The organism is Mesorhizobium sp. IMUNJ 23232, assembly GCF_044326205.1.
In the GTDB taxonomy this organism is placed as follows: domain Bacteria; phylum Pseudomonadota; class Alphaproteobacteria; order Rhizobiales; family Rhizobiaceae; genus Kumtagia.
In genome coordinates this window covers 14,383-37,300 of record NZ_JBIRCY010000034.1, presented here as the reverse complement: position 1 = coordinate 37,300, position 22,918 = coordinate 14,383, and the positions used below count along the sequence as shown (strand labels likewise).

Annotated in this window: 21 protein-coding genes; 8 read left to right on the top strand and 13 right to left on the bottom strand. The window is 62.7% G+C overall.

What is annotated here, in order from left to right:
* Positions 1 to 51: 51 nt before the first annotated feature.
* Positions 52 to 762 (bottom strand): GntR family transcriptional regulator, encoded by a 711-nt coding sequence (locus ACH196_RS22900; protein WP_396649249.1) that lies wholly within the window; start codon positions 760 to 762, stop codon positions 52 to 54.
* 215 nt (positions 763 to 977) lie between these two features.
* On the opposite strand from ACH196_RS22900, the gene ACH196_RS22895 reads away from it, so the two are divergent.
* From ACH196_RS22895 to ACH196_RS22870, 6 genes are all read left to right on the top strand, one after another.
* Positions 978 to 2,456: an ABC transporter substrate-binding protein gene (locus ACH196_RS22895; RefSeq protein WP_396649248.1), complete on the top strand. Its 1,479-nt coding sequence runs from the start codon at positions 978 to 980 to the stop codon at positions 2,454 to 2,456.
* A gap of 79 nt (positions 2,457 to 2,535) precedes the next feature.
* Positions 2,536 to 3,495: a carbohydrate ABC transporter permease gene (locus ACH196_RS22890; protein WP_396649247.1), complete on the top strand. Its 960-nt coding sequence runs from the start codon at positions 2,536 to 2,538 to the stop codon at positions 3,493 to 3,495.
* Entirely contained in the window at positions 3,492 to 4,370 is an 879-nt protein-coding gene (locus tag ACH196_RS22885; protein ID WP_396649246.1) for a carbohydrate ABC transporter permease, read from the top strand. Before ACH196_RS22890 ends, ACH196_RS22885 begins: the two co-directional genes overlap by 4 nt.
* Positions 4,371 to 4,379: 9 nt before the next feature.
* A complete protein-coding gene (locus ACH196_RS22880; RefSeq protein WP_396649245.1) occupies positions 4,380 to 5,477 on the top strand; it encodes an ABC transporter ATP-binding protein in 1,098 nt (365 codons plus the stop codon).
* Between the two features lie 214 nt (positions 5,478 to 5,691).
* Positions 5,692 to 6,846 (top strand): mandelate racemase/muconate lactonizing enzyme family protein, encoded by a 1,155-nt coding sequence (locus ACH196_RS22875; protein ID WP_396649244.1) that lies wholly within the window; start codon positions 5,692 to 5,694, stop codon positions 6,844 to 6,846.
* Positions 6,847 to 6,872: 26 nt separating this feature from the next.
* Positions 6,873 to 7,613 (top strand): ribonuclease activity regulator RraA, encoded by a 741-nt coding sequence (locus ACH196_RS22870; RefSeq protein WP_396649243.1) that lies wholly within the window; start codon positions 6,873 to 6,875, stop codon positions 7,611 to 7,613.
* Positions 7,614 to 7,655: 42 nt separating this feature from the next.
* On the opposite strand, the gene ACH196_RS22865 is transcribed toward ACH196_RS22870, so the two are convergent.
* From ACH196_RS22865 to ACH196_RS22825, 9 genes are all read right to left on the bottom strand, one after another.
* Complete coding sequence (locus ACH196_RS22865; protein WP_396649242.1) at positions 7,656 to 8,093, bottom strand: cupin domain-containing protein; 438 nt, start codon at positions 8,091 to 8,093, stop codon at positions 7,656 to 7,658.
* Positions 8,094 to 8,337: 244 nt separating this feature from the next.
* A complete protein-coding gene (locus ACH196_RS22860) occupies positions 8,338 to 8,748 on the bottom strand; it encodes a hypothetical protein (RefSeq protein ID WP_396649241.1) in 411 nt (136 codons plus the stop codon).
* Positions 8,749 to 9,028: 280 nt separating this feature from the next.
* Positions 9,029 to 10,375, bottom strand: coding sequence for an LLM class flavin-dependent oxidoreductase (locus tag ACH196_RS22855; RefSeq protein WP_396649240.1), 1,347 nt, complete (start codon positions 10,373 to 10,375; stop codon positions 9,029 to 9,031).
* 202 nt (positions 10,376 to 10,577) lie between these two features.
* Complete coding sequence (locus ACH196_RS22850) at positions 10,578 to 11,603, bottom strand: isopenicillin N synthase family dioxygenase (protein WP_396649239.1); 1,026 nt, start codon at positions 11,601 to 11,603, stop codon at positions 10,578 to 10,580.
* A 294-nt stretch (positions 11,604 to 11,897) separates the two neighbouring features.
* Positions 11,898 to 12,791 carry a formyltetrahydrofolate deformylase gene (gene purU, locus ACH196_RS22845; protein WP_396649238.1) on the bottom strand — a complete coding sequence of 298 codons (894 nt, stop codon included), beginning with the start codon at positions 12,789 to 12,791 and terminating at the stop codon, positions 11,898 to 11,900.
* Complete coding sequence (locus tag ACH196_RS22840; RefSeq protein ID WP_396649237.1) at positions 12,788 to 13,585, bottom strand: 3-methyl-2-oxobutanoate hydroxymethyltransferase; 798 nt, start codon at positions 13,583 to 13,585, stop codon at positions 12,788 to 12,790. The genes purU and ACH196_RS22840 overlap by 4 nt, the downstream gene beginning before the upstream one ends.
* A 26-nt stretch (positions 13,586 to 13,611) precedes the next feature.
* The gene (locus ACH196_RS22835; protein ID WP_396649286.1) at positions 13,612 to 14,832 is read right to left on the bottom strand and encodes an NAD(P)/FAD-dependent oxidoreductase; all 1,221 of its coding nucleotides are present in this window, start codon (positions 14,830 to 14,832) and stop codon (positions 13,612 to 13,614) included.
* Between the two features lie 46 nt (positions 14,833 to 14,878).
* Positions 14,879 to 15,193 carry a MocE family 2Fe-2S type ferredoxin gene (locus tag ACH196_RS22830; RefSeq protein ID WP_396649236.1) on the bottom strand — a complete coding sequence of 105 codons (315 nt, stop codon included), beginning with the start codon at positions 15,191 to 15,193 and terminating at the stop codon, positions 14,879 to 14,881.
* A gap of 74 nt (positions 15,194 to 15,267) precedes the next feature.
* A complete protein-coding gene (locus tag ACH196_RS22825; RefSeq protein WP_396649235.1) occupies positions 15,268 to 16,371 on the bottom strand; it encodes a fatty acid desaturase family protein in 1,104 nt (367 codons plus the stop codon).
* A 182-nt stretch (positions 16,372 to 16,553) separates the two neighbouring features.
* On the opposite strand from ACH196_RS22825, the gene ACH196_RS22820 reads away from it, so the two are divergent.
* The gene (locus ACH196_RS22820) at positions 16,554 to 17,579 is read left to right on the top strand and encodes a LacI family DNA-binding transcriptional regulator (protein ID WP_396649234.1); all 1,026 of its coding nucleotides are present in this window, start codon (positions 16,554 to 16,556) and stop codon (positions 17,577 to 17,579) included.
* 41 nt (positions 17,580 to 17,620) lie between these two features.
* On the opposite strand, the gene ACH196_RS22815 is transcribed toward ACH196_RS22820, so the two are convergent.
* From ACH196_RS22815 to ACH196_RS22805, 3 genes are read right to left on the bottom strand one after another with little or no spacing between them, the layout of a single operon-like run.
* Positions 17,621 to 18,805: an aldose 1-epimerase family protein gene (locus tag ACH196_RS22815; RefSeq protein ID WP_396649233.1), complete on the bottom strand. Its 1,185-nt coding sequence runs from the start codon at positions 18,803 to 18,805 to the stop codon at positions 17,621 to 17,623.
* 59 nt (positions 18,806 to 18,864) lie between these two features.
* Complete coding sequence (locus ACH196_RS22810) at positions 18,865 to 19,779, bottom strand: sugar phosphate isomerase/epimerase family protein (RefSeq protein WP_396649232.1); 915 nt, start codon at positions 19,777 to 19,779, stop codon at positions 18,865 to 18,867.
* Between the two features lie 36 nt (positions 19,780 to 19,815).
* Positions 19,816 to 20,901 carry a Gfo/Idh/MocA family protein gene (locus tag ACH196_RS22805; protein ID WP_396649231.1) on the bottom strand — a complete coding sequence of 362 codons (1,086 nt, stop codon included), beginning with the start codon at positions 20,899 to 20,901 and terminating at the stop codon, positions 19,816 to 19,818.
* Positions 20,902 to 21,284: 383 nt separating this feature from the next.
* On the opposite strand from ACH196_RS22805, the gene ACH196_RS22800 reads away from it, so the two are divergent.
* Positions 21,285 to 22,898 carry an extracellular solute-binding protein gene (locus tag ACH196_RS22800; RefSeq protein ID WP_396649230.1) on the top strand — a complete coding sequence of 538 codons (1,614 nt, stop codon included), beginning with the start codon at positions 21,285 to 21,287 and terminating at the stop codon, positions 22,896 to 22,898.
* Positions 22,899 to 22,918 lie beyond the last annotated feature (20 nt).

The following is a 22,918-nucleotide window of genomic DNA, read 5'->3' as shown; positions in this document are numbered from 1 at the left end:
TTACCTTCTCTGAAATTGTCAGCTGACGATGTTCTAGACTGGACCGACGCCCTATCCGGCTCGAGCGGCGTTGCGCGCCCGCATCTGTTCGAGAATATGCCGACCGGAACCCTCGACATGGCGGGAAACGAGTTCGGCCGCCTCGTCGGCTTTTCCCGCCTTTACCAGCGCGATGAGTTCGCGGTGCTCGCGCATGATTGCGGCACGGCGCGCGAGCGTGAAATTGAAGCGCCGGCTCACGGCTCGCAGCACTTCGCGATGCTTCCACCAAAGCTCGGCGGCATGGCGGTTATAGTGGCGTTGGTACATCACGGTGTGGAAGGCGGTGTCCAGCTCACTGTGCCTGAATGTGTCGGCGAAGTTGTTCTCTTCGATCAGGCCCTGGAGGCGTTCGAGTTCGGCGATGTCCTCGACGGTAGCCATATTCACAAACCATCGCGTCAGGGCGGGCTCGATCAGGACACCGATCTCGTAGATATCCCGGACAAAATCCTGATCTATGGGTCGGACGCGCGCGCCTCGGTTGGGAACAAAGATGACAAAGCCTTCCCCACGCAACAGTTGCAGGGCCTCGCGCACGGGGTTGGTCGAGGTGCCGTGACGCCGGGCGAGATCGGCGACCACAAGCCGTTCGTTGGCGGCGAGCCGTCCTTCGATGATGTCTTCCCTGATCAGTTCATAAAGCGATGCGCCCTCGCTGGATGCCCCGATGAGATCGGTCTCCACAGGTGGCTCGGCTTTGAATGTGCTTATTTCGGCCAAGGCCGGGCCCCACCATCAATACACGCATCGACCCATATCACGCACGATTTGCACAAACAATGTACGATCTAAGCGCGTTGACATGCAATCCGTGATCTGAAAACGTATCAGGTGATCGAAGGCATACATACAGCACAAGACATTGGCCCACGGTCGAACGAATAAGGACCGCTTGCATCGGCGCAGAGCGGCAAGGGAGAACCTGGAGGATACCTATGACGAGGATTACGCTCGGCGGTGCCGTCCTGCGCGGCACCGTTGTCACTGCTTTAACTGCATCGCTGATGTGCACATCGGCACTGGCTGAACCGCCGGTGGACCTGAGCAAATGGTCGCCGGAATACGTGCGCTCCATTGCTGGCACAGAGGAATTCGATACTGCCGCGGAGTGCGGCAAGGTTACCCCGCTCGACTACAAGGGGCGCCTGACGTTCTGGTATCAGGGCGTGTTCGAGGGTGATCCCGACCTGCTGCGCCAGTACTACAAGGATTTTTTCGAGACCTTCCGCAAGACTTATCCGAACATCCAGCTTGAGGATCAGGCTCTCACCTACAACGATCTGCTCGACAAGTTCCGCACCGCGCTCCTTGGCAATGCCGCGCCGATGGCGGTCCGGCTGCAAATCCTGGGAGGAACCGAGTTCGCCTCCAAGGGCTATCTCGAGCCGCTCAAGCCCGAGGACGTCGGCTGGTCGACCGAGGACTTCTGGCCCGGCGCCATGAAAGCCGTGACCTGGGATGGAGTGGGCTACGGTATTCCTACCAACAATGAGACGATGGCTCTGATCTGGAACGCCGATATCTTCAAGCGTGCAGGCCTCGATCCGGACAAGGCGCCGGCAACCTGGGACGATGTCGTCGCTTATTCCAAGCAGATCCACGATAAGCTCGGCATCGCCGGCTACGGCCTCGTTGCCCGCAAGAACGCCGGCAACACGCCCTACCGCTTCATGCCCCAGCTATGGGGTTACGGCGGCGGAGTCTTCGATGAAGCCGATCCGAGCCCGAACTATGGCGAGATCAGGCTGAACAGCGAAGCAAGCAAACGCGCCCTGCAGGCGTCGTATGACATGTATGTTCGCGACAAGTCGGTCCCCGTTTCGGCCCTCACCAACCAGCAGGCGGACAACCAGCCTCTGTTCGTCGCCGGCCAGTTGGGCATGATGATCTCGCACCCGTCCGACTACAACGTCATGCTCGACCTCCAGAAGAAAGCCACGGGCGCCGACAAGGAAAAGGCGCAGACCGTCATCGACAACATGCGCTACGGTCTTATTCCGACAGGTCCGGACGGCAAGCGTGCGGTCGTCTTCGGCGGCTCCAACATCCACATCCTCAAGCCCGAATATGTCGAGGGCGGCAAGGTGGACGAGCCGGCCGCAAAGGCCATCATCTGCTTCTGGACGAGCCCTGAATGGTCGCTGAAGATGGCCTATGCCGGCTCCAACCCGGGCAATCTCAACGGCTTCAAGACCAAGTGGATGAAGGAACGCCTGGACAACATCAAGTTCCTCGATGTCACCACGTCGATGCTGCCATACGGCATCCCGTTCCCGGCCCTGCCGCAAGCTCCCGAGATCATGAACATCATCGTCCCGGACATGCTGCAGAACGCCTTGACCGGCGCCATGACCGTCGACCAGGCGGCCGACGACGCGGCTGCCAAGGTAAAGGAACTGATGGGCGGGCTCTAGGCCTCACCTGTCGCGAACCGGGCCGGCAGCTCTCGCGCTGCCGGCCAACATTTCGCATCAAGACAAGGGCTTGCCAACGATGACCACGGTGACTGGCGGGGCGGACCCGGTTCGCGAACTGCGCGCAATACGTTCCGACTTGCTCCATCAGATATGGATCAGTCGGGCCGACTATCTTTATGTGCTGCCGGCCATCGTGGTGATGCTCGTCGTCATCGCTTACCCGATCTACTACACGATCGACCTGTCCTTCTTCAAAACGCCGCCAGGGCTGCAACTGAAGGACAAGAGTTTCATCGGACTGGAAAACTACACGACCATTCTCACCAGCGCGGTGTTCTGGCGCGTTACGCTTAACACGGTGATCTGGACGCTCAGCTCCACCTTGATCGCCTTCGTTCTGGGTTTTGCCCTGGCGCTCGCGCTGCATCGCGAATTCTTCGGGCGCGCCATGCTGCGCGCCATCTTCATCGTCCCTTGGGTGATCAGCGCGGTAGCCGCCTCCTACATCTGGAAGTGGATATACCACTCCGATTTCGGCATTATCGGGGTGGTGCTCATGCAACTAGGGATCGTAGACCGGCCACCGAACTTCATCGACAGCGTCAATACGGTCCTGCCTTCGCTGATCGTCGTCAACATCTGGCGCGAGTTTCCCTTCGCCCTGATCATGATGATGGCGGGACTGCAAACCGTTCCCGAACAGCTTCTGCGTGCCGCGCAAGTCGACGGCGCCTCGGCATGGCAGCGCTTCTGGCACGTGACCTTTCCGCACCTGCGCGGGGTCTCCACCGTCACGATCCTGCTGCTCGCGGTAGCGAACTTCAACTCCTTCGTCATTCCCTGGATCATGACGGGTGGCGGACCCTCGAATGCCTCCCACATCTGGATCACGCACATCTATGAGCTCGCCTTCGGGCGTCAGCGCTGGGGGGTGGCGTCCGCCTACTCCGTGCTGCTGTTCATCATCCTGATGACGCTGGGCTATTTCTACGTGCGCGCGCTCAGCCAGGGCGAGCGAAAGGAGCCGGGGGCATGAATTCGCCGGCTGAAGGCTCGACGCACCGTCGCAGGCGGATTGACGGCTGGCGCTGGATCGGCCGATTCTTCCTACTGTTCATGCTGCTCTACACCGCGGTGCCGATGGCATGGATGATGCTGACGTCCATCAAGTCGCAGTTCGCGGCCATGACGTACCCGCCAGAGTGGTGGCCGAGCGAACCAACGCTGGCGAGCTACAGGAACCTGCTCGATCCCCAGAACAGTGTCGGCAAGGACTTCCTGCAGTTCTTCTGGAACAGTCTGGTCGTTTCCACGCTGACGACGATCCTTTCAGTACTGGTTGCGGTGCCGGCAGCGTACGCCTTTTCGCGCTTCAGCTTTCCGGGACGAAAGTTCCTGTTCTTCGCGGTGCTGCTGAGAAACATGTTCCCGGCGGTGATCTTCCTTGTCCCGCTCTTTATCCTGATGCGCTTTCTAGGCCTCGTGAACACGCACGGTTCGCTGGTCCTTACCTACATGACCTTCGGCCTGCCGCTCGCGATCTGGCTGCTCAAGGGATTCTACGACAACATTCCGGTACAACTCGAGCAGGCCGCGCGCATCGACGGCGCCACGCGCTTCCAGGCCTTTTACTTGATCGTGATGCCACTTTCCGTGCCGGGGATCATTGCCACGGCGATCTATTCGTTCATCGGCGCGTGGAACGAATACATCTACGCCTACACGTTTATCTCGAGGAACGACCAACTGACCCTGCCGGTAGGCGTCCAGCGATTCTTTTCGGAAAACACGACCGATTTTCCGGGGCTGATGGCCGCGAGCTTCATGATGAGCGTGCCGGTCGTGGTTCTGTTTCTCGTCCTTCAGAAATATTTCGTCCGCGCGCTGACCGAAGGCGCCGTCAAGCACTGAGGAGAATGGATGGCCCAGGTCGTTTTGCGGGACGTCGTCAAGACCTACGGCAATCTCTACGCCGTCAATCATGTATCGCTGACCGTCGCGGACGGCGAGTTCGTGGCGCTGGTCGGCCCTTCCGGCTGCGGCAAGACGACGACACTCAACCTGGTGGCGGGGCTCTTGCCGATATCGGGCGGCGACATTTTTATCGGCGACCGGATGGTGACCGATCTCGATCCCAAGGACCGGGACATCGCCATGGTGTTCCAAAACTATGCGCTCTACCCGAACAAGACCGTCTTCAACAATCTCGCCTTTCCGCTGCAGATGCGCAAACAGTCCCGCGACATGATCGACAGGAAGGTGCGCGACGCCGCGAAGGTCCTGGACATCACCCATCTGCTCGAACGCCGTCCGCGTGAACTCTCCGGCGGCCAGCAGCAGCGCGTCGCGCTCGGCCGCGCGCTGGTGCGCGACCCGGCGGTGTTCCTGATGGACGAGCCGCTCTCCAACCTCGACGCCAAGCTGCGGGTGCAGATGCGCAGCGAGATCAAGCGCTTCCATCACAACCTCGGCGCCACCATCGTCTACGTGACCCACGACCAGCTCGAGGCGGTCACCATGGCCGACAAGATGGCGGTGATGCATGGCGGCCTGCTCCAGCAATATGACGCGCCGGCCAACGTCTTTGCCAATCCGGTCAACACCTTCGTTGCAAGCTTCGTCGGCAGCCCGGCCATGAGCCTGATCCCCGTCGATATCGTCAACACGGGCGGCGGCACCGCGCTCAAGGGCGCCACAGGCTGGGAGTTGCCGCTTTCCGCCATGAACGCACGCAAGGTGCAAGGATCGAGCGATCGAAAAGCGGTGCTCGGCGCGCGTCATTCCACGCTCAAACTGCACAAATCGGCATTGCCCGGAGCCATCCCCGGCAAGATCTACAGCGTCGAACCCACCGGCGACGTCACCTTCGCCCAGATCCTGATCGATGGCGAAATGGTCAACATCAGCCTCGATCCGAGCGTCGCGATCCAGCCCGACGAGCCGGTGTGGATCGAGTTCGACCAGGACCGGATGCACCTGTTCGACGCCCAGACGACAATGGCGCTGAAGGCGGCGTAAGGCCCATGACTGGAGAGGCCATCGGGTCTCTTACCCCCACCCCTAACCCCTCCCCACAAGGGGGAGGGGGACTAGGTCGGTGTTGTATCAAAGCCGATCAATCAAGGTTGGCGCAAGTCGGCACTGCCGCAAAGTCCCCCTCCCCCTTGTGGGGAGGGGTTAGGGGTGGGGGTAATTCTGTCTGCGACTACCCCGACACGATCGAGGGGAATTTATGAAAATCACCGCCATCATCCCCTACCCGACCTGGGTCGGCATCCGGAATCAGCTCATCGTCAAGGTCGAGACCAACGAAGGCATCTACGGTTGGGGTGAGAGCGGTCTGTCCGGGCGCGAGAAAGCGGTCGTCGGGGCGATCGAGCATTTTCGCGAGTTCCTGATCGGCCGGGATCCCATGGCCATCGGGGCGCTGTGGCAGGAGATGTACCGCAGCCAGTATTTCGAGGGCGGGCGCGTGCTCACCGCCGCCATCTCGGCCATCGACATCGCGCTGCACGACATCAAGGGCAAGGCGCTGGGTGTCCCGGTTTATCAACTGCTCGGCGGCAAACAGCGCAATCACGTCCCGACCTTCGTCACGACGCGGGGACCTTGCGGCTCCCAAATGATCGAGCAGGCGCGGGAACTCATGGCGATGGGCTGGAATGCCATCCGCCTCTTCCCGTCGGGACATGAGAGTGCCGACCTTTACGAGCCCCGCCAGAGCATCGCCGAAACCGCCAGATGGTGCGTCAAGGCGCGTGAAGAACTCGGCGAGACGGTGGTTCTGGGCGTCGACTATCACCACCGGCTGTCCGTCGCCGAAGCTGCCAGCTACTGCCAGAAGATGCCGTCGGGCACGCTGGATTTCCTGGAGGAACCGATCCGCGACGAGACGCCGGAAGCTTACGAGGCGCTGAGAAAACTGACCGACGTGCCGTTTGCCATCGGCGAGGAGTTTTCCTCGAAATGGCAGTTCCTGCCCTACATCGAGCGCGACATCCATCAGTTCAACCGCATCGACGTGTGCAATGTCGGTGGGCTGACCGAGGCCATGAAAGTCGCGGGCTGGAGCGAGGCGCATTACGTCGACATGATGCCGCACAACCCGCTTGGGCCAATCTGCACCGCGGCGACGATCCACTTGGCGGCGGCAGTCGCCAACTTTGCCTGGCTGGAGACCCGCGCCTCGCCCGGCGAGCTTTACCACGGTTTTGATGATGCCGGCATTTTCCCCGTCCAGCCGAAACTCGCCGGCGCCGTCTACGCGGTCGGCGACGCGCCCGGCCTGGGCGTCGAGGTTGATGAAGCGCTGGTGAAAAAGCAAAGCTTCAAGTTCTGGGAAGCCCCGCATCTGCGCCGCACCGACGGCTCCGTCACCAACTGGTAAGGCCTGCGGGCCGAAGGAGATTTGCCATGACCCATACGCCCGGCATCAACCGGCCGCCACGCGAGATCATCGATGCGCTGAGGGACATCGGCGCGGCGACGGTCGCCGGTACGCTCGGCCACATGGGCTTCCGCAATCCGCACATGGTGGGTCCGGTGGCGCAGAACCGCGGAAAGTCGATCGTCGGGCCGGCGCTGACGCTGCAGTTCATGCCGCAGCGGCCCGACCTGTTCAACGAGGGCGAATATGCCGACCCAGAGACGCAACTGCACCGGCACGTGCTCTACCACACGCAGGAAGGCGATGTGGTCGTCGTCGATGCCCGGGGCGATATGAGTTCGGGCGTGTTCGGGGATATGATGTCAACCTATTTTAAGGGAAGGGGCGGCGCGGGCATCGTGATCGACGGCTGCATGCGCGACCGGCCGAACGTCGAGAAGCTCGACCTGCCGCTCTGGCTTCGTGGCTGGACGCCAAATTACCATGTTCAGACCAGCATCTATCCCAACGCCGTTAATGTGCCGATTGCCTGCGGCGGCGTTACGGTGGTGCCCGGTGATATCATCGTTGCCGATGATGACGGGGTGGTGGTCGTTCCGGTCGTGATGGCTTCGCAAGTCATCGAGGAATCGAGGAAGCACCACGACTGGGAGGATTTCTCCCGCATGAAGCTGATGCAGGGCGCGCCGCTACAGCGCTACTACCCGCTGCATGACGATGCGCGGGGCGAATATGAGGAGTGGCGCAAGAACAACCAGCCGGAATAAGCCGGCCAGCGCTTTTTTGCGTTCGCCTGAACCGTCGCAGCCTCAGTAGGCAACCTGCCCTTCGCGGTTCGGCGTGCCGAGGACATGGGTCTTCGGCGGCATCATCACCTGGTCGAAGGTCTGCGTGAACATCGCCGCCGCGAAGAACGCAACCGCGCGAAGCGTTTCCGTCCCCGTGTTCTCGAGATCATGACGCAACGGCGTCGGCAGCACGAACACGCTGCCTGGCGCGACCGGGTGCGTCGTGCCGTCTTCCAGGTACAGCAGGCCGGTCCCGGCGATGATGTATTGGGTTTCCTCGGTGGCATCGGTATGCCAGCCGAGACGGCCGCCCGGCTCGATCTCGTAGACTATGGTCGACGAAGCGGTCGACCCGTTTCCACCATAACGGGCGAAGGCGCCCTGCCAACGCACAGCCGCGTCGCTCTCGCCCCAGACCTTGGTGCGAGGGAGACTGTTGGAATCGACGATCGGATTCATGATGCCCCATCCGCAAATGATGTTTGAGGCGAGCACCGTACCGGGTCGAGCGACCGCCAAAAGCAATTGCTTCGGACGCGGTTAAGAATACCTTCCGCGGCCTGCGGGATGGTTACTCATGACACGCCGTCAGGTTGGTACGTCGAAGCTCTCGAGTAGTGGGGAAGCCTTCGCCGGCCCATCCTCCATTCCCCAATATCCGCCGGCTTGCGTAGAAACGCCCGTCCGGCAGCACCGCCGCTTGTCATTTTTTCCGAACCAGCAGCCCGCACGCGACGGCCCTGTCTGTCGGGGTGACATGGGTATAGCAATAATCCAGTGTGTCGGCATCCACCACGGTGCCGTCGAACGTCCCGTCCTCGTCTGCGATGACAAAGCGCTTGCCATCCACGGACAAGGCCCCGATCAGCTTTTCGGACACCTTGGCCGACGACAGGACGCCCCAGAAGGTCCGTCCTTCCTGCCCTTCGAAACGGAAAACGAACTCCGACGCGTGCTTTTGAAGCGTGTCGTCACCACGCACCGGCACGGTTCCGCTCTTGGCATGCCGGCTCGGTCCGTCCACGATATGAGCGCCCTGCGCCGGGGTCCACGTCCCTTTCAAGTCCGGCACCTCCTGCGCTATGGCGGCCCCGCCTCCGGTCAACAGGATCACAAGCGCACCGATTGCACGAAAGTTTCTCATTCCCAAGCCCCTCGGTTTTTCGCATCGAATGTAGCGTCGACGAGAGACGGCTGTATAGACCGCCGCATCGCTGGGGAGCGCCTTTCGTCGAACGGCGCCTCAACATCGAGGGACCGGCGGCCGGGCTTTTTTCGCCGTCAGCCGGCCGCCGGACAGTCGGCATCGTAACCAGTTTGCACGTCCGCTTGCTCACTGCGGCGGCCCGCGGCTTTCATGGCGTCGTCGCATGCAACGCGCACCATGGAGATGCTTATCGCGCGCCCGCTTCGCCCCCGGCGAAGAAGCGATTCTCCGGCCGGGCGAGGCCGAGATTCTCCCGCAGCGTCGTGCCCTCGTATTCAGTGCGGAATAGCTTGCGGCGCTGTAGTTCGGGGACGACCAGATCGACGAAATCGTCGAGGCCGGCTGGCAGATATGGAAACATCACGTTGAAGCCGTCGGAGCCGTCGCCGTGCAGCCAGGCTTCCATCTCGTCGGCGATCGTTTGCGGCGTTCCGACGAAGGCGAGCCCGGAATAGCCGCCGAGCCGCTGCGCGAGTTGCCGGACGGTCAGGTTTTCCCGCCGCGCCAGGTCGATCACGCGCTCGCGGCCGCTCTTGCTCTGGTTTGTTTCCGGAATTTCCGGTAGCGGCCCGTCGGGATCAAAGCCCGACGCATCATGCCCGAGCGCGATCGACAGCGAGGCGATACCGCTTTCGTAATAGACCAGGCTGTCGAGCTTCGCCCGCTTGGCACGGGCCTCCTCCACTGTGTCGCCGACAATGACGAAAGCGCCGGGTAGGATTTTGATGGAATCGCGGGAGCGGCCGAGTTTTTCCGCCCGCCCCTTGACGTCTGCGAAGAAGCGCTGGCCGGCGGCGAGATCGCCATGCGCGGCGAAGATCATTTCGGCCGTTTCCGCCGCGAGTTGGCGCCCGGCTTCGGACGCGCCGGCCTGGACGATCACCGGCCAGCCCTGCACAGGCCGGGCGATGTTGAGAGGTCCGCGCACCGATAGCTGAGGCCCCTTGTGGTTCAAAACATGCAGTTTGGCGGGGTCGAAATACAGCCCACTCTCCTTGTCACGGATGAAGGCGTCGTCGGCAAAGCTGTCCCACAGGCCGGTGACCACGTCGTAGAATTCGCGGGCGCGATGATAGCGTTCGTCATGCTCGACATGATCCTCCAGCCCGAAATTCAGGGCCGCGTCGGGGTTCGAGGTCGTCACGATGTTCCAGCCGGCGCGCCCGTTGCTGATATGGTCGAGCGAGGCGAAGCGCCGGGCGATGTGATAGGGCTCGTCGAAGGTGGTCGAGGCGGTCGCCACCAGGCCGATGCGCTCGGTGACCGCCGCCAGAGCCGACAACAGCGTGAACGGCTCGAACGACGTCACCGTATGGCTGCGCCGCAGCGCTTCGATCGGCATATTCAGCACCGCCAGATGGTCGGCCATGAAGAAGGCGTCGAATTTGGCGGCTTCCAGCCTCTGCGCGAAATGCTTGAGATGGCCGAAATTGAAATTGGCGTCTGCATAGGCGCCGGGATAGCGCCAGGCGCCGGTGTGCAGGCTGACGGGCCTCATGAAGGCGCCGAGCCGGAGCTTTCGGTCTTGAGCCATCGGAAAGGCCCTTTCTTCTGATGTCTGCTTGGGATCAGCCGCCCATGCTAGATGAGCATGGGAAACCGGCATTCAAGGGAGCATGTAGAGACAGGCCCGCATTATCCATGGCAGACATCGGGTATGCCAAGAAGCGCCATTCCAATTCTCCGGCCGGTCCGGCGAATTCCGTCCGGATTGCCGTTCCAGGATGACATGCCTCTTAAGCCGCCGCGGAGGTGGAAGCCGGACCGACGAGGTCGGCATAATGCCGTCGCGCCACGTCGGGATGCGACCGCAGCCGGCTCTTCAGGACATTGGTGCCGACATCGCGGAAAAGCGGATTGTCGGGATCGCTGGCCGGCCCTCGCGCCTCGGCGGCCAACTCGTCCGGAAGGGTGAGCAGCGGGATGGTCGCGTCGAGCCGCGCGCTGAAGAAGAACGGCACAGAGATGCGTTCGACGCCTGCCGGCGGGGTGACGACACGATGCACGGTCGCCCTGAGATAGCCGTTGGAGGCGAGTTCGAGCAGTTCGCCGATATTGACCACCAGCGTGCCGGGGATCGGATCGACATCGACCCAGCCGCCGCCATATTCGACCTGGAGTCCTTTGTTCTGGTCCTGAAGCAGGAGGGTGAGGAACCCGCCGTCCTTGTGGGCGCCGACGCCCTGCGTGTCGCCGGTCAGGTCGCGGCCGGGATAACGGACGATCTTCATGCGGTGGTTCGGCTGGTCGGCATAGATCGGGTCGAACGCATCCTCCGGCTGCTCCAGCGCCAAGGCGAAAGCCTTCAGCAGGCGGATGGCGACGGCGGTCGCCCTGCCCTGCCAGTCCAGCAGAAGTGGTTTTAGCTCCGGCTGGCTTGCGGGCCACTGGTTCGGCCCTTGCAGGCGCGTCCAAGGTGGCAGCCCTGGTCCCTGCGGTATCGCCTCGCGCTCGACGCCGATGTCGAGCTGCTCGCGCCAGTCGGCCTTGCCCTTGGTGAACTCGCCGCCGGCGCGCGTGTAGCCCCGGAATTGCGAGGAATTGACCATGCCGATCGACAGCTTTTCGGCCTCCGCAAGCGCGAAGAAGCGCCGCGCAGCGGCCAGCAGGACGTCGATCTGGTCGTTCGGGATGCCGTGGCCGGAGAGGTAGAAGAAGCCGACGTCGCGCGCCGCCGAACGCAGATCGGCGAGGAAGGTCCGCCGCTCGGACGCGCCCGGTTCAAGCCGCGAAAGGTCGAGCACGGGAACAATTCTGGTCATCGGTTAGCTCCGGGCTGCGGCAGGCCGGCGGCTTGACGGAAAATCATGTGCCGTCGCCTGTCGCGAAAGCGATGCGCGACGGTGACACGGCGAGCGCGCCAATCAAAGGAAGCGGCATTCAAAGTGCAGCCAAGTGGAGGCAATTTGACGCCTCGCTCGGCTTATAGCTGGAAACAAATTCCGAGGTTCGGTGCAACGGGCGGTTTGACGGCCGAACGGAACAGTACACCGACCCGGCCCCAAAACGCCATCGGCGGAGGCCCCACCAGCGGCGACTGCCTCCGGACCTGTGCCTCAGAAAGCCACCGTCTTGTGGCCGTTGATCATGACGCGGCCCTCAAGATGCAGCTTGACCGCCCGCGCCAGCACCCGGCTTTCGATGTCGCGGCCGACGGCGACGAAATCCTCGGCGCTCATCGCGTGGGTGACACGTTCGGTCTCCTGCTCGATGATCGGACCCTCGTCGAGATCGGAGGTGACGTAGTGGGCGGTCGCGCCGATCAGCTTCACGCCGCGGTCGAAGGCCTGGTGATAGGGTTTTGCGCCCTTGAAGCTCGGCAGGAAGGAGTGGTGGATGTTGATGGCGCGGCCATAGAGCCGATCCGACAGACCTTCGGAGAACACCTGCATGTAGCGGGCGAGGATGACCAGTTCCGCGCCGCTGTCAGCGACGAGCGCTTCGAGCCGTTCTTCCTGCGCTGCCTTGCTGTCGCGGCTGACCGGCCAGTGGTGAAAAGGTATGCCTTCCAGTTCGGCGATGCGCCGGGCGTCCTCGTGGTTGGAGACGATGGCCGCGACTTCGGCGTTCAGCCAGCCGACGCGGATCTGGTAGATGAGATGCAGCAGGGCATGGTCGAATTTCGAGACCATGATGACGATCTTCGGCCGCCGCCCCTGATCGAAGAGCGAGGTGGTCATGCCGAACCGTTCGATCGTCGGCTGGAGCACCCGCCCCAATGTGCCGACCGTCGCAGCCGGCGGGCCGGCGAAGGCGAGGCGCATGAAGAAGCGGTTGCTCTGACGATCCCAGAACTGGCTGCTCTCGGCAATGTTGGCGCCGATTGCCGCCAGTTCAGCGCTGACGGCCGCGACTATGCCCGGCCGGTCCTCGCAGGACAGGTTGAGCACATGCACCGGCTGCGCCAGCGTTTCCGCGGGACCGCGGCCGGCGAGGGTTTGTGCGCTCATGCGTCGATCCGTTCCATGAAGCGGGCAAGCTCGTCAGGCGCCATGTGCACCAGGTGCTTGTCCTCGGGATAGGCCTTGCTGTTCACGTCGGCCACGAACTCGGAGAAAGCGGCGACGCGCTCGGCCTGCAGCCGGTCATATTCGGCGGCAAAATTGCGGTAAACCTTGGAATGACGCGGCATATGGCCCCGGTTCTGGCCAAGCACGTCCTCGGCGAACAGGTACTGCGCGTCGCAGCCCGTGCCGGCGCCCATGGAGAGCAGGAACAGCGAGGTGCGCTGCGAGATCGCCTCGGCGACCTCGACCGGCACGACCTCGATCTCGGCGCCGAAAGCACCCGCGGCCTCAAGCTGCTTGACCGCGTCGAAAACCTGCATCGCCGTATCGGCGGTCTTGCCGACCGCCTTGAAGCCACCGGTCCAGGTGGCGCGCGACGGGATCAGCCCGACATGGCCGATGACCGGGATAGCCTCATCGGCCATGCGCTTCACCGTGGCATAGCTGGCGCTGCAATAGACCGCGTCGGCGCCGGCCTTGTACATGCGGAACGCCCAGCGCACGAAATCGTCGGCGGTGCCGATCTCGAAGAAATTCTCGCCCGGCATCGAAAACAGGCTCGGCGCCACCTCGCGGTATCGCGGATCGAGGATGAGCGTCGGTGGGATCGACACGATATCCACCCCTGCCCGCTCGGCGGCCTCCGCCTCGTCCAGATTCATGACGCGCAGCATGGTAAGCTGGCGCTTGCCTTTAATGGCGCGAAGGTCGGCGATCGTCGGTCTTTTTCTAGTCATCGGTTTTTTATCCCCCCTTATGCGTGTTAGGCGGCCAGCAAGGCCTTGAGCTTGGTATCCGGCGCGATAAGTTTTTCGCGCGGCGGATAGGCACGCTTGGCGATCAGCATCTCGGCCAGCCTGATGTCGCGCGCGACCGAATTGCCCTGCCCGATGCCGCTGGCGGCAACAAGGCGACCGTCGGCGGCGAGGTGGAAAAGGATGAAGGCATCCGCACCCATGTCGCGACGAACGGTCTCAACGCCCTCGTCCGACAGACCGGCGATCTGTAAGCCTAGATCGTACTGATCCGACCAGAACCACGGAACTGCGTCATGGGTCTCTTCGGCCCCGAGCATGTTTTTTGCGGCGAGCGCACCTTGTTCCTGGGCATTGCGCCACGCTTCCAGCCGAACCCGCCGCCCGCCATAAAGCGACAGCGGAAACGAGCAGCAGTCGCCGGCGGCAAAGATGTTTTGATCGGAGGTACGCAGATGCGCGTCGACGGCCACGCCATTGTCGATGGCGAGCCCGGCGGCTTCGGCCAGCGCTACATTGGGCACGGCCCCGATGCCGATCACACACAGATCACCTTCGACCGCATGGCCGTCGGCCAACTGGATGCGGACTCCGGCCGCAAAATCCTCGATTGCCGTGATACCCTTGCCGCAGAAGAAATGGACGCCCTTGGTCGCATGCTCGGCATGGATGATCCCGGCGATCTCGGCCGGAACGCCGCGCATCAGGATGCGCGGCTGCGCCTCGATGACGGTGACCGGGCAGCCAAGTTTGCGGGCGGAAGCGGCGAGTTCCAGACCGATGAAACCGCCACCGACGATCAGGACGCGGACACCGCCGCGCAGATGGGCGCGGATTGCCAGCGCATCGTCGAAGGTGCGGAGAGTGACGCAGCGCCGGCTCGCTTCGGCAAGCGCCAGCCGGCGCGGCGACGAGCCGGCGGCGAGCAGTAGCTTGTCGTAGTCGAGCACCGCTCCTTCGGCCGTGACGATCTTCTTCGCCTGCCGGTCGATCAAGCGCACTTCTTTCGACGCAAGATGGACAATGCCAGCCTCGGCCAGGCGCTCCTGGCTTGCCACGTGTTTGAGCACAGGCTCATCCTCGCCGGCCATCGTATCCTTCGACAACGGCGGACGCTCATAGGGAAGGTGAGGCTCGGCGCCGAACAGCGTCACCGGGCCGGCATAACCCTCCTCGCGTAGCGTCAGCGCGGCGCGCGCGCCGCATTCGCCGGCGCCGACGATCACCATGCCCGGAGCATTTTCCGAAACCACGGATTCCTCTCCCCGCCGCCAATCAGCCGATCTGGATCATCACCCTGCCCGCCTCGACCTTGACCGGATAGGTCTTGAGGTCGACGCAGACGGGAGCACGTTTCGCCTGGCCGGTCTTGTAGTTGAAACGGCCATTGTGTTTCGGGCATTCGATGACGTCGTCCATCACCAGCCCGTCGGCCAGATGCACCTTCTCATGCGTGCACAACCCGTCCGTGGCGAAATACTGATCGTCCGGCGAACGGTAGATCGCAAAGGTGCGGCCGCCATGGTCGAAGCGGATCACGTCCTCCTCGTCGACATCGTCAGTCGCGCAAGCTTCTATCCATTCAGCCATGTTTCGTCTTTCCGCTTGAATGCCGTCGTCCAGCGCGCCGCGCGATGATCCTGTCGTTCCGTCGTCGGGGCGGCTTACTCGGCGGCCGCCGGGATGATCAGATCGTGAAACTCGCCGCGATAGGGTTTTGCGGTCGGCGGCAGTTCGCGCTTGAGGAAATAATCCTCGTATCTGAGCTGTTTCATCAGCACCGGCCAGACCTCCTTGTAGGCGTGCCACATGGAAGGGCTGGGCTCAGGCAAATCGTGCTTGATGATCTCGTGCAGCCGCGGCAGCGCGTGGTACGGCACCATCGGGAACATGTGGTGCTCCACATGATAGTTCATGTTCCAGTAGATGAAGCGGCTGATGGGATTCATGTAGACGGTGCGCGTGTTCAGCCGGTGGTCGATGACGTTGTCGGCCAGCCCGATATGCTGCAGCAGGCCGGTCAGCACCATGTGCCAGGTGCCGAAGAGACGCGGCAGGCCGATCAGCATCAGCGGCAGGAATGACCCCATGTAGAGCGCAAGGGCGATGGTGACGACATAGATCGCCATGTGCCAGCGCGCGGCGGTAACCGCCTTGGGCTGCTCCGACTCGGGGATGAAACTCTTCTCGTCCGGCGACAGGTAGCCGAAGGCATTGCGCACCAGGATCGGCAGCGAATAGCGGAAGTCGAGCAGGCCGGTGAAGGCAAGCGCCGCCTTGAGAAGGTCCGGCGGCCGCATCACCGCGATTTCGGCGTCGCGGCCAACGATGATCGTGTCGGTATGGTGCCGGGCATGGCTCCAGCGCCAGGTCACGGGGTTGCGCATCTGCATGAAGCTCGCGATCTGATAGATCACGTCGTTCATCCACTGGGTCTTGAACGCGGTGCCATGGCCGCATTCGTGCCAGCGCGAGTCGCTCGACGAGGCGTAGAGCACGCCGTAGACGAGGAAGAACGGCACGCACCACCACGTACCCCAGAACCAGATGGCGCCCGCCGCCGAGCCGAGGATCACCGCGATCCAGATGATCGTGTCGCGGATCGCCGGCCCGTCGGAGCGCTGCATCAGTTCCTTCATGACCTTGCGGGGAACGTCGGTGTGATACCAGTCGGCCGAAGCAAGGCCGGTCTCGATCGCCCGCTTCGTGCTCTCGCCGACGAGGCTGTAGTCGCGTTTTTTTGCGATTTGGGCTGCAGCCACTGTCATGACCTCGCAATGTGAGAACGGTTGTCGGCTTGGTTCGAAGGCGACGTCAACGCACTTTCGACAAGAGTATAGAGAACATCCTCACACCTCTCAATTGCCATGATATATTTTCTATCATTTCTATCATTGCCTGCCAGACGGCATGAGAGTAAGAGGATTGGGACCAAGGGAGTCCCGTCTATATGGCCAAGCGCCCGACGATCGAGCAGCTCGCGCAGGAATCCGGCGTCAGCGTCGCCACCGTCGACCGCGTCCTCAACAAGCGCCTGCCCGTGCGTGCGGAAACGGCGCATCGGGTCCATGAAGCCGCGATTCGTATCGGCTTTCATGCCGCCGGCCTGATCGGACAGCGGCTGCGCGAGGAGCAGCCCATCTTCCGGCTCGGTTTCCTGCTGTTGGAAACTGACCAGCAGTTCTATGGCCGTTTCGCAGACGAAATCGCAGGCGCTGTCGCCGTCTCGCAGGACTTTCGGGCATCCTGCAAGATTGATTTCATTTCCCATCAGGATCCGGCTGAAGCCGTCGCCAGGCTGGAAGCCATGGCGGCCAACAGCGACGCGGTCGCAATGGTTGCGCCCGAGCACCCGACGCTGGCGGCGGCGGTGGAGTGGCTCAAGGAGCGCGGCGTGCCGGTCTTCGCGCTTCTGTCGGATTTCGCGCCGGCGGCACGGCAAGCCTATGTCGGCGTCCACAACGGCAAGGTCGGACGCACGGCCGCCTGGATGATCGCTCAGAGCGCGCGTCCGGGAAAGGTGGCGCTGTTCGTCGGCAGTCACCGTTTCCACGGCCAGGAACTGCGCGAGATCGGCTTCCGCGCCTTCTTCCGCGAGGAGGCGCCGGACTTCACCGTGCTCGACACGATCGTCAACCTGGAAGCGCACGAGCTGACCCACGAGGCCATGCTTGACCTTTACCACCGGCATGACGATCTCACCGGCGTCTATGTCGCCGGCGGCGGCTCGGGCGGCCTCGTGACGGCGTTGCGCGAAATGGAGCCTGACCGACGCCCGGTAGCCGTTTGCAATGAGCTCACCGCCGACCGGCGCGCCGCCCTGGCCGAGAAACTGCTGACAATGGTGATCGCAACCCCGATCGAGCGCATCTGCCGCGACCTGGTGCCGCTGATGGCGGAAGCCCTGAAGCCGGGCGGCAGCGCGCCGGCCCAGATTTTTCTGCCATTCGACATCTATCTGCCGGAGAGCATTTGAACGCTCGCGGCGCCGGCCAGGACGGGTAACGGCCGCCGTCCTCATGACCTCGCCTGCCAGAGGGGCGTGAACTTGCCCGAAGGCTGCGGAAAATCCTCGCCGGGCTGCCGGGCAATCGCCGCGATCCGGCGCTCCGCCGCATCGATCTCATCGGCGCCGTCGAGCACCCGGAAGACGGCATCGTAGGATCGGCTGTCGCCATGCTCCAGCCAGATCATCTCGCCGCGCTCGCGCGCCGCCAGATTGCCGAGCACATTGTGCGTCGAAGGCTCGATGCCCAGCGCGTAGTGGCCTGCCTGGAAATTCTGCCATTGATAAGCGCAGGGCAACTGGTCCTTGCGGGTGACGACCTCGAGGCCGAGGCCGATGCGGTCGTTGGCGATCATCACCGGCACCTCGCCGGCGGCGTCGGCGCGCATCTCGTGCTGCCACACCTGCTCGACAAAACCCTGCCGGGGCGGCGGGACGCTGCGGTAGCCGACCTGCTGGGCGGCGTAGCGTTCGCCTTCGTGCGCGGCCCACACCACGTCCCCGATCGGCGCGACATAGCGCGAGCCCTCGTCCAATACGGGGTGGCCGACATTGATGTGGTAGAAGAACATGTGCGGCGTGCGCGAAAAGCCGTGATTGACGACGCGGTCTGACAACCGGATCTCGTTGCCGCCGACATCGGCCTCGATACGGCGGATGAGATGCAGATCCTCGCCGAACACCGCCGACTGCTGCACAAGGCCTTCCGCCCACAGCACGCAGCGGTCGCCGTCCCAGGTCTCGCCATAGCCGGTCAGCCGCGCCGGGATCGTGCCGACGCGGCCATGCAGCGAATGGCGGACCGTCTTCTTGCCCGGATAGCAATAGGTCTCCGCCGGAACCTCCTCGCCACCGAGGATATGGTCCAGCCCGCAGGTGAGCAGCAGCCCGGAGAAGGACCGCGCCCAGGCCAGCCCGCCCTCGCCCTCATATTCATGCAGGCCGGGATGCCGGAAACCGCTCGGCGAGTGCCAGCCAATCGCCTGTCCCTTGAACTCGCAGTCGGCGATGTCCAGCGCCCGATCGACCAGCGCGGTGAAGCGCAGGCCGCTGCCGGTGCGGAACTCCAGCATGCGGATGCCGCGCTCGACGCCGTCGCCGAGCGTCATCAGCCGCACGCCCGCGAACTGCGAGAGCATCCCGGCACGCTCCGAAACCTGGCGGCGGGAAAGGGTCTGGCCGTAAAGTTCTACCATCGGAAGGTCACGCGGTCTGCGGTTTGAGCCGGCGCCGCGCAAGGCGGCGCCCGGTCCGATCAGAGGCCGTGGGCAATAAACTTGTCGTCCAGGAATTTTTTGGCGCGCGGCACGTCGGCCTCGTCGAGGTGCTCGATGATGATCGGGATGTTCGGGTGCTTCTCGGCTAGCCGCTTCAGGTAGAGGTCGTAGTTCAGCGAACCGGTGCCCGGCGCGTTGAGCACGATCTCACCGACGCCGCGGAACGTGTGCGAGGCGAGCGCATCGTCGTCACCGATATCGGCGTGCTTCTCGCTCTTGTCGTCGCCGGCGCGCGCCACATCCTTGGCGTGGGCGATCTTGATCTTGTCGGCCAGCGTGTCGAACACCTGGTTCACCACCTTGTCCATCGCGTCGATGTTGTGCGTCTCGAAATAGTTCGTCGGGTCCATCAGCAGCCCAAGGCCGGGATGGTCGACCTGCGCGAACATCCGCACCGTCTCCTCGACCGAACCGACGACGTTGTTGACGTAGGTTTCCAGCAGGAACATCGCGCCATGGTCATAGGCTTCCTGCGCCAGTTCCGAAATCACCTTGCGGCACGTCTCGAAACCTTCCTCGGACTTGTTCTTCGGATCGCTCATCCATTCGGATTCGGTGTTGTAGGTGCCGGTTTCCGAGATCACGTAGGCGGTGCCGAAATTGCGGGCGTTGCGGATGATCTCCTTGAGCCGCTCGACATTGGCCTTGCGATGCGCAAGGTCGGGATGGATGATGTTGGTATAGCCAGACACCGCGCAGATCGGCAGGTCATGCGCCCGGAACGTGTCGCGCACCTTCTTGGTGTTCTGCTTGTCGAGCTTGCCGGCGGAGAGGTCGATATCCTTGAAATGCAGGTCGAGCTGCACGGTGTTGAAGCCGTGCGACCGTATCTTTTTCGCGGTCTCCTCGAGACCATAGGGGAAGTAAGCGGTGAAAATGCCGGATTGCATCATGATGTGGGTCCTCCTGGGATGCGATTTCGATTGATGTTACTGGACGGAGATTTCGGACAGGCGGATCGTGCGGCCCTCGTCAATGGAGCGGTAGCCCGCCTCGACGAGCGCCATGGTCCTGACATTGTCGGCGACGGATAGCGCAGGCGGTGTGCCTGACTTCAGCGCGTGCTGGAGCTGTTCCATGACGCCGATGAAGGCGTGCGGAAACCACATCGTCTCCCAGCTCGGCGACACCCATTCGCCACCCGTGGTCTTGGCTGAGGCGTAGGAGAGCGTCGAAGCCGCACCGGTCGGCCAGCCGATCGTGCCCTTGGCGACGCCTTCGGTGCCCTCGACCCGCCAGTCAATGTGTTGGTCGTCCTTGTAGCCGTCCTGGCGCGGACCGGACCAGACATCCTCCAGCGACAAGGCGAGAACGCCGGACGGGAATCGCAGCGTCGAAACCGTGATGCCGTCCTTGTGGTCGAACTTGGTGCGCGGGTCCTTTCGCGTCAGCGTCGTGATCTCGTCCGGGTCACCGAACAGGAAACGCAGCACGTCGAGGTGGTGGACGCTCATATTGGACAACGTCAGCCGGTCGTAATCCTCGAGGAACGTCTGCCAGTGCGGAATGGCGTGCATGTCGATCTGCGCGAACACGATGTCGCCCAGCGCGCCGCCGTCGATGATCTGCTTGAGTACCCGCATCGACTGGTCGTAGCGCATGTTCTGGTTGACGGAGAGGATCTTGCCGGCGGCCTTGGCTTCGTCGCGCAGCTTGATCGCCTCTTCCAGCGACAAGGCCAGCGGCTTCTGCGCCAGGATCGCCTTGATGTGATCCTGCTTCAAAGCATGCCGGATCAGCCCCGGCTGCTGGTCAGGCGGGAAGGCGAGATCGATGATCTCGACATTCTTGTCCTCGATCAGCGCCTCGGGCGTGTCGTGGACGGTCGGGATACCCCACCGTTTCGCTACTTTGGCGGCGTTCGCCTGCGTTCGCGACGCTATGGCGACCACCGGGAAATCGGCTTCCTTATAGGCGGCGAGATGGCATTCGGCCATGATCATGCCGGCGCCGATGCAGCCGATCCTGAATTCCCGCACCCGGACGGCGACGTCCGGCTCGAACTCGTTTGTCATGCTTCCTCCCGGCGCGGCCATGGCGGCCGCGGCGTCTCTCTCCCACCCGCGCACTCCGTGAGCAGGCCGCCGATATAACCGACGCCGGATCGGACTTGTCAACCGGAAAGCATCATTTGCAATCACATTTTTGATGCATATGAGGCGATGGCATCAGAATTATTTCTGATGCCAGGCCGATTGCGCCAACGCAAAGACCCACCGATGAGCATTTATGAGGATGGCGTCAGATTTTTTTGAAGCTTTCAAAGCACTGATTCCAATAGATAAGCTTCAAAGTTTGATCGGTTTTGCTGCACTGCATCAAAAATTCTGATTGATAAATGATTGATTTTGGGGTTCACATGCCCTCATCAACGTGAGGAGTTGATTGGGAGGGATTGATGAAATTGGATACGCGCTTCTCGCGCCGCGCCGTTCTGCGTGGCGGGACCGCTGCTTTTGCCTTGACCGCGCCGATTGGAATCGGGCCGCGGTTTCTCAACATCCGCACCGCTCTTGCCGCCGACGCGCTGGCGCCGGGCATGATCGGCGGCCCCACTGGCTTCGACGGAGCCGAGCGCTACCAGTACACCGCCGACACGCCTGAGGGCCGCGCCATCGAGGCGGTCAAGGTCATGAGGGCCGCCGGCAAGGCCACCAAGATCATCGCCATGATGTCGGACGTGGCGATCGGCCAGCTCACAAAACCCTTCCCGGCCGGCGCACCCACGGTCAAGGACCTGTGGGAGAAGGAAACCGGCATCACGCTCGAACTGGTCAGCGTACCGCCGAATACCGAATTCACTAAGGCCATGCAGGACATCGCCACCAAGGGCGCTGCCTTCGACATCTACGTCACCGAATGGAACCGCCTCGGCGACCTCGCCGAGTCCCAGGGCATCCAGAATCTCGACGAGTTCCGCAGCAAGTACAAACCCGAATGGGACGACCCGGAGCGCGGTTATGTCGGCGGCGCGCAGGGCGTGTCGCTGCTCAACGAGTATCGCGGATCGGCCTTCGGCGTTTCGCTCGACGGCGACTTCCAGTGCTGGGTCTACCGCAAGGACCTGTTCGAGGACGACAAGGAACGCCAGGCGTTCAAGGCCAAATACGGCTACGATCTCGACTACCCGAAGACGTGGAAGCAGTTGGACGAGGCGGCCGCGTTCTTTCACCGCCCTGACCAGGGCCTGCTCGGCTGCACCGACCTGCGCAACCAGGCCTGGGGCTATCCAAACTGGTATCAGCGCTACGTTTCAAGCGCCGCGCCCAACCAGTTCCTGTTCGATGACGATGGCACGCCGCTGATCAATTCCGAGCAGGGCATCAACGCCGCCAAGGAATATGTCGACACGCTGGCCTATCACTCGCCCGACGCCATAAGCTGGGGCTGGCCGGAGCAGTACGGCAACATGACCAAGGGCGGCGCGGCGATGACCTGCGCCTTCTCCAACATGCCGAAATTCATCGACAACCCCGCCAACACGGACTCCGTGGTGCAGGGCAAGATGAACACCTCGTTCTCGCCCGGCCGCGAGATCGACGGCTCGCTGATCCGCCGCTCGGTGCTGTGGTTCTCGATCACCGCGACGGTCTCCAACCAGTCGAAGAACACCGAACTCGCCTATCTCTTCCTGCAATGGCTGGGATCGAGCCGTATCTTCACCTGGATGATCGCCAATCCGGCTGGCTACGGCTTCGATCCGTTCCAGCTTGCCAATATGACCGATCCGCTGGTCGCCGAGATGTATCACGACTACCACCTGAAGACGATCCGCGAGACGATCAAGCGCTCGGTGCCGACCATCAACTTCGCCGGCGCCACAGCCTTGCACAACGCGCTGGACGAGAACCTGCTTGGTGCGCTCACCAAGTCCAAGACGCCCGAAGAGGCCATGGCCGATACCGAGCGCGAATGGAAACGCATCATCCGCAAGCTCGGCGAGGACCGGTTCGTCGAGGCCGTGAAGGCCAACAAGGCGGCGTGGCCGACGCTCTCCGATCCGATCGCCTGAGCATCCTCCCCAAGCATAGG

Coding starts and splice junctions, on each gene's coding strand:
- ACH196_RS22895 (WP_396649248.1), top strand. CDS start 978: ATGACGAGGATTACGCTCGGCGGTGCCGTCCTGCGCGGCACCGTTGTC.
- ACH196_RS22800 (WP_396649230.1), top strand. CDS start 21,285: ATGAAATTGGATACGCGCTTCTCGCGCCGCGCCGTTCTGCGTGGCGGG.
- ACH196_RS22880 (WP_396649245.1), top strand. CDS start 4,380: ATGGCCCAGGTCGTTTTGCGGGACGTCGTCAAGACCTACGGCAATCTC.
- ACH196_RS22830 (WP_396649236.1), bottom strand. CDS start 15,193: ATGGCTGAATGGATAGAAGCTTGCGCGACTGACGATGTCGACGAGGAG.
- ACH196_RS22890 (WP_396649247.1), top strand. CDS start 2,536: ATGACCACGGTGACTGGCGGGGCGGACCCGGTTCGCGAACTGCGCGCA.
- ACH196_RS22885 (WP_396649246.1), top strand. CDS start 3,492: ATGAATTCGCCGGCTGAAGGCTCGACGCACCGTCGCAGGCGGATTGAC.
- ACH196_RS22805 (WP_396649231.1), bottom strand. CDS start 20,901: ATGACAAACGAGTTCGAGCCGGACGTCGCCGTCCGGGTGCGGGAATTC.
- ACH196_RS22850 (WP_396649239.1), bottom strand. CDS start 11,603: ATGACCAGAATTGTTCCCGTGCTCGACCTTTCGCGGCTTGAACCGGGC.
- ACH196_RS22825 (WP_396649235.1), bottom strand. CDS start 16,371: ATGACAGTGGCTGCAGCCCAAATCGCAAAAAAACGCGACTACAGCCTC.
- ACH196_RS22865 (WP_396649242.1), bottom strand. CDS start 8,093: ATGAATCCGATCGTCGATTCCAACAGTCTCCCTCGCACCAAGGTCTGG.
- ACH196_RS22840 (WP_396649237.1), bottom strand. CDS start 13,585: ATGACTAGAAAAAGACCGACGATCGCCGACCTTCGCGCCATTAAAGGC.
- ACH196_RS22820 (WP_396649234.1), top strand. CDS start 16,554: ATGGCCAAGCGCCCGACGATCGAGCAGCTCGCGCAGGAATCCGGCGTC.
- ACH196_RS22810 (WP_396649232.1), bottom strand. CDS start 19,779: ATGATGCAATCCGGCATTTTCACCGCTTACTTCCCCTATGGTCTCGAG.
- ACH196_RS22815 (WP_396649233.1), bottom strand. CDS start 18,805: ATGGTAGAACTTTACGGCCAGACCCTTTCCCGCCGCCAGGTTTCGGAG.
- ACH196_RS22870 (WP_396649243.1), top strand. CDS start 6,873: ATGACCCATACGCCCGGCATCAACCGGCCGCCACGCGAGATCATCGAT.
- ACH196_RS22835 (WP_396649286.1), bottom strand. CDS start 14,832: ATGGTGATCGTCGGCGCCGGCGAATGCGGCGCGCGCGCCGCGCTGACG.
- purU (WP_396649238.1), bottom strand. CDS start 12,791: ATGAGCGCACAAACCCTCGCCGGCCGCGGTCCCGCGGAAACGCTGGCG.
- ACH196_RS22875 (WP_396649244.1), top strand. CDS start 5,692: ATGAAAATCACCGCCATCATCCCCTACCCGACCTGGGTCGGCATCCGG.
- ACH196_RS22855 (WP_396649240.1), bottom strand. CDS start 10,375: ATGGCTCAAGACCGAAAGCTCCGGCTCGGCGCCTTCATGAGGCCCGTC.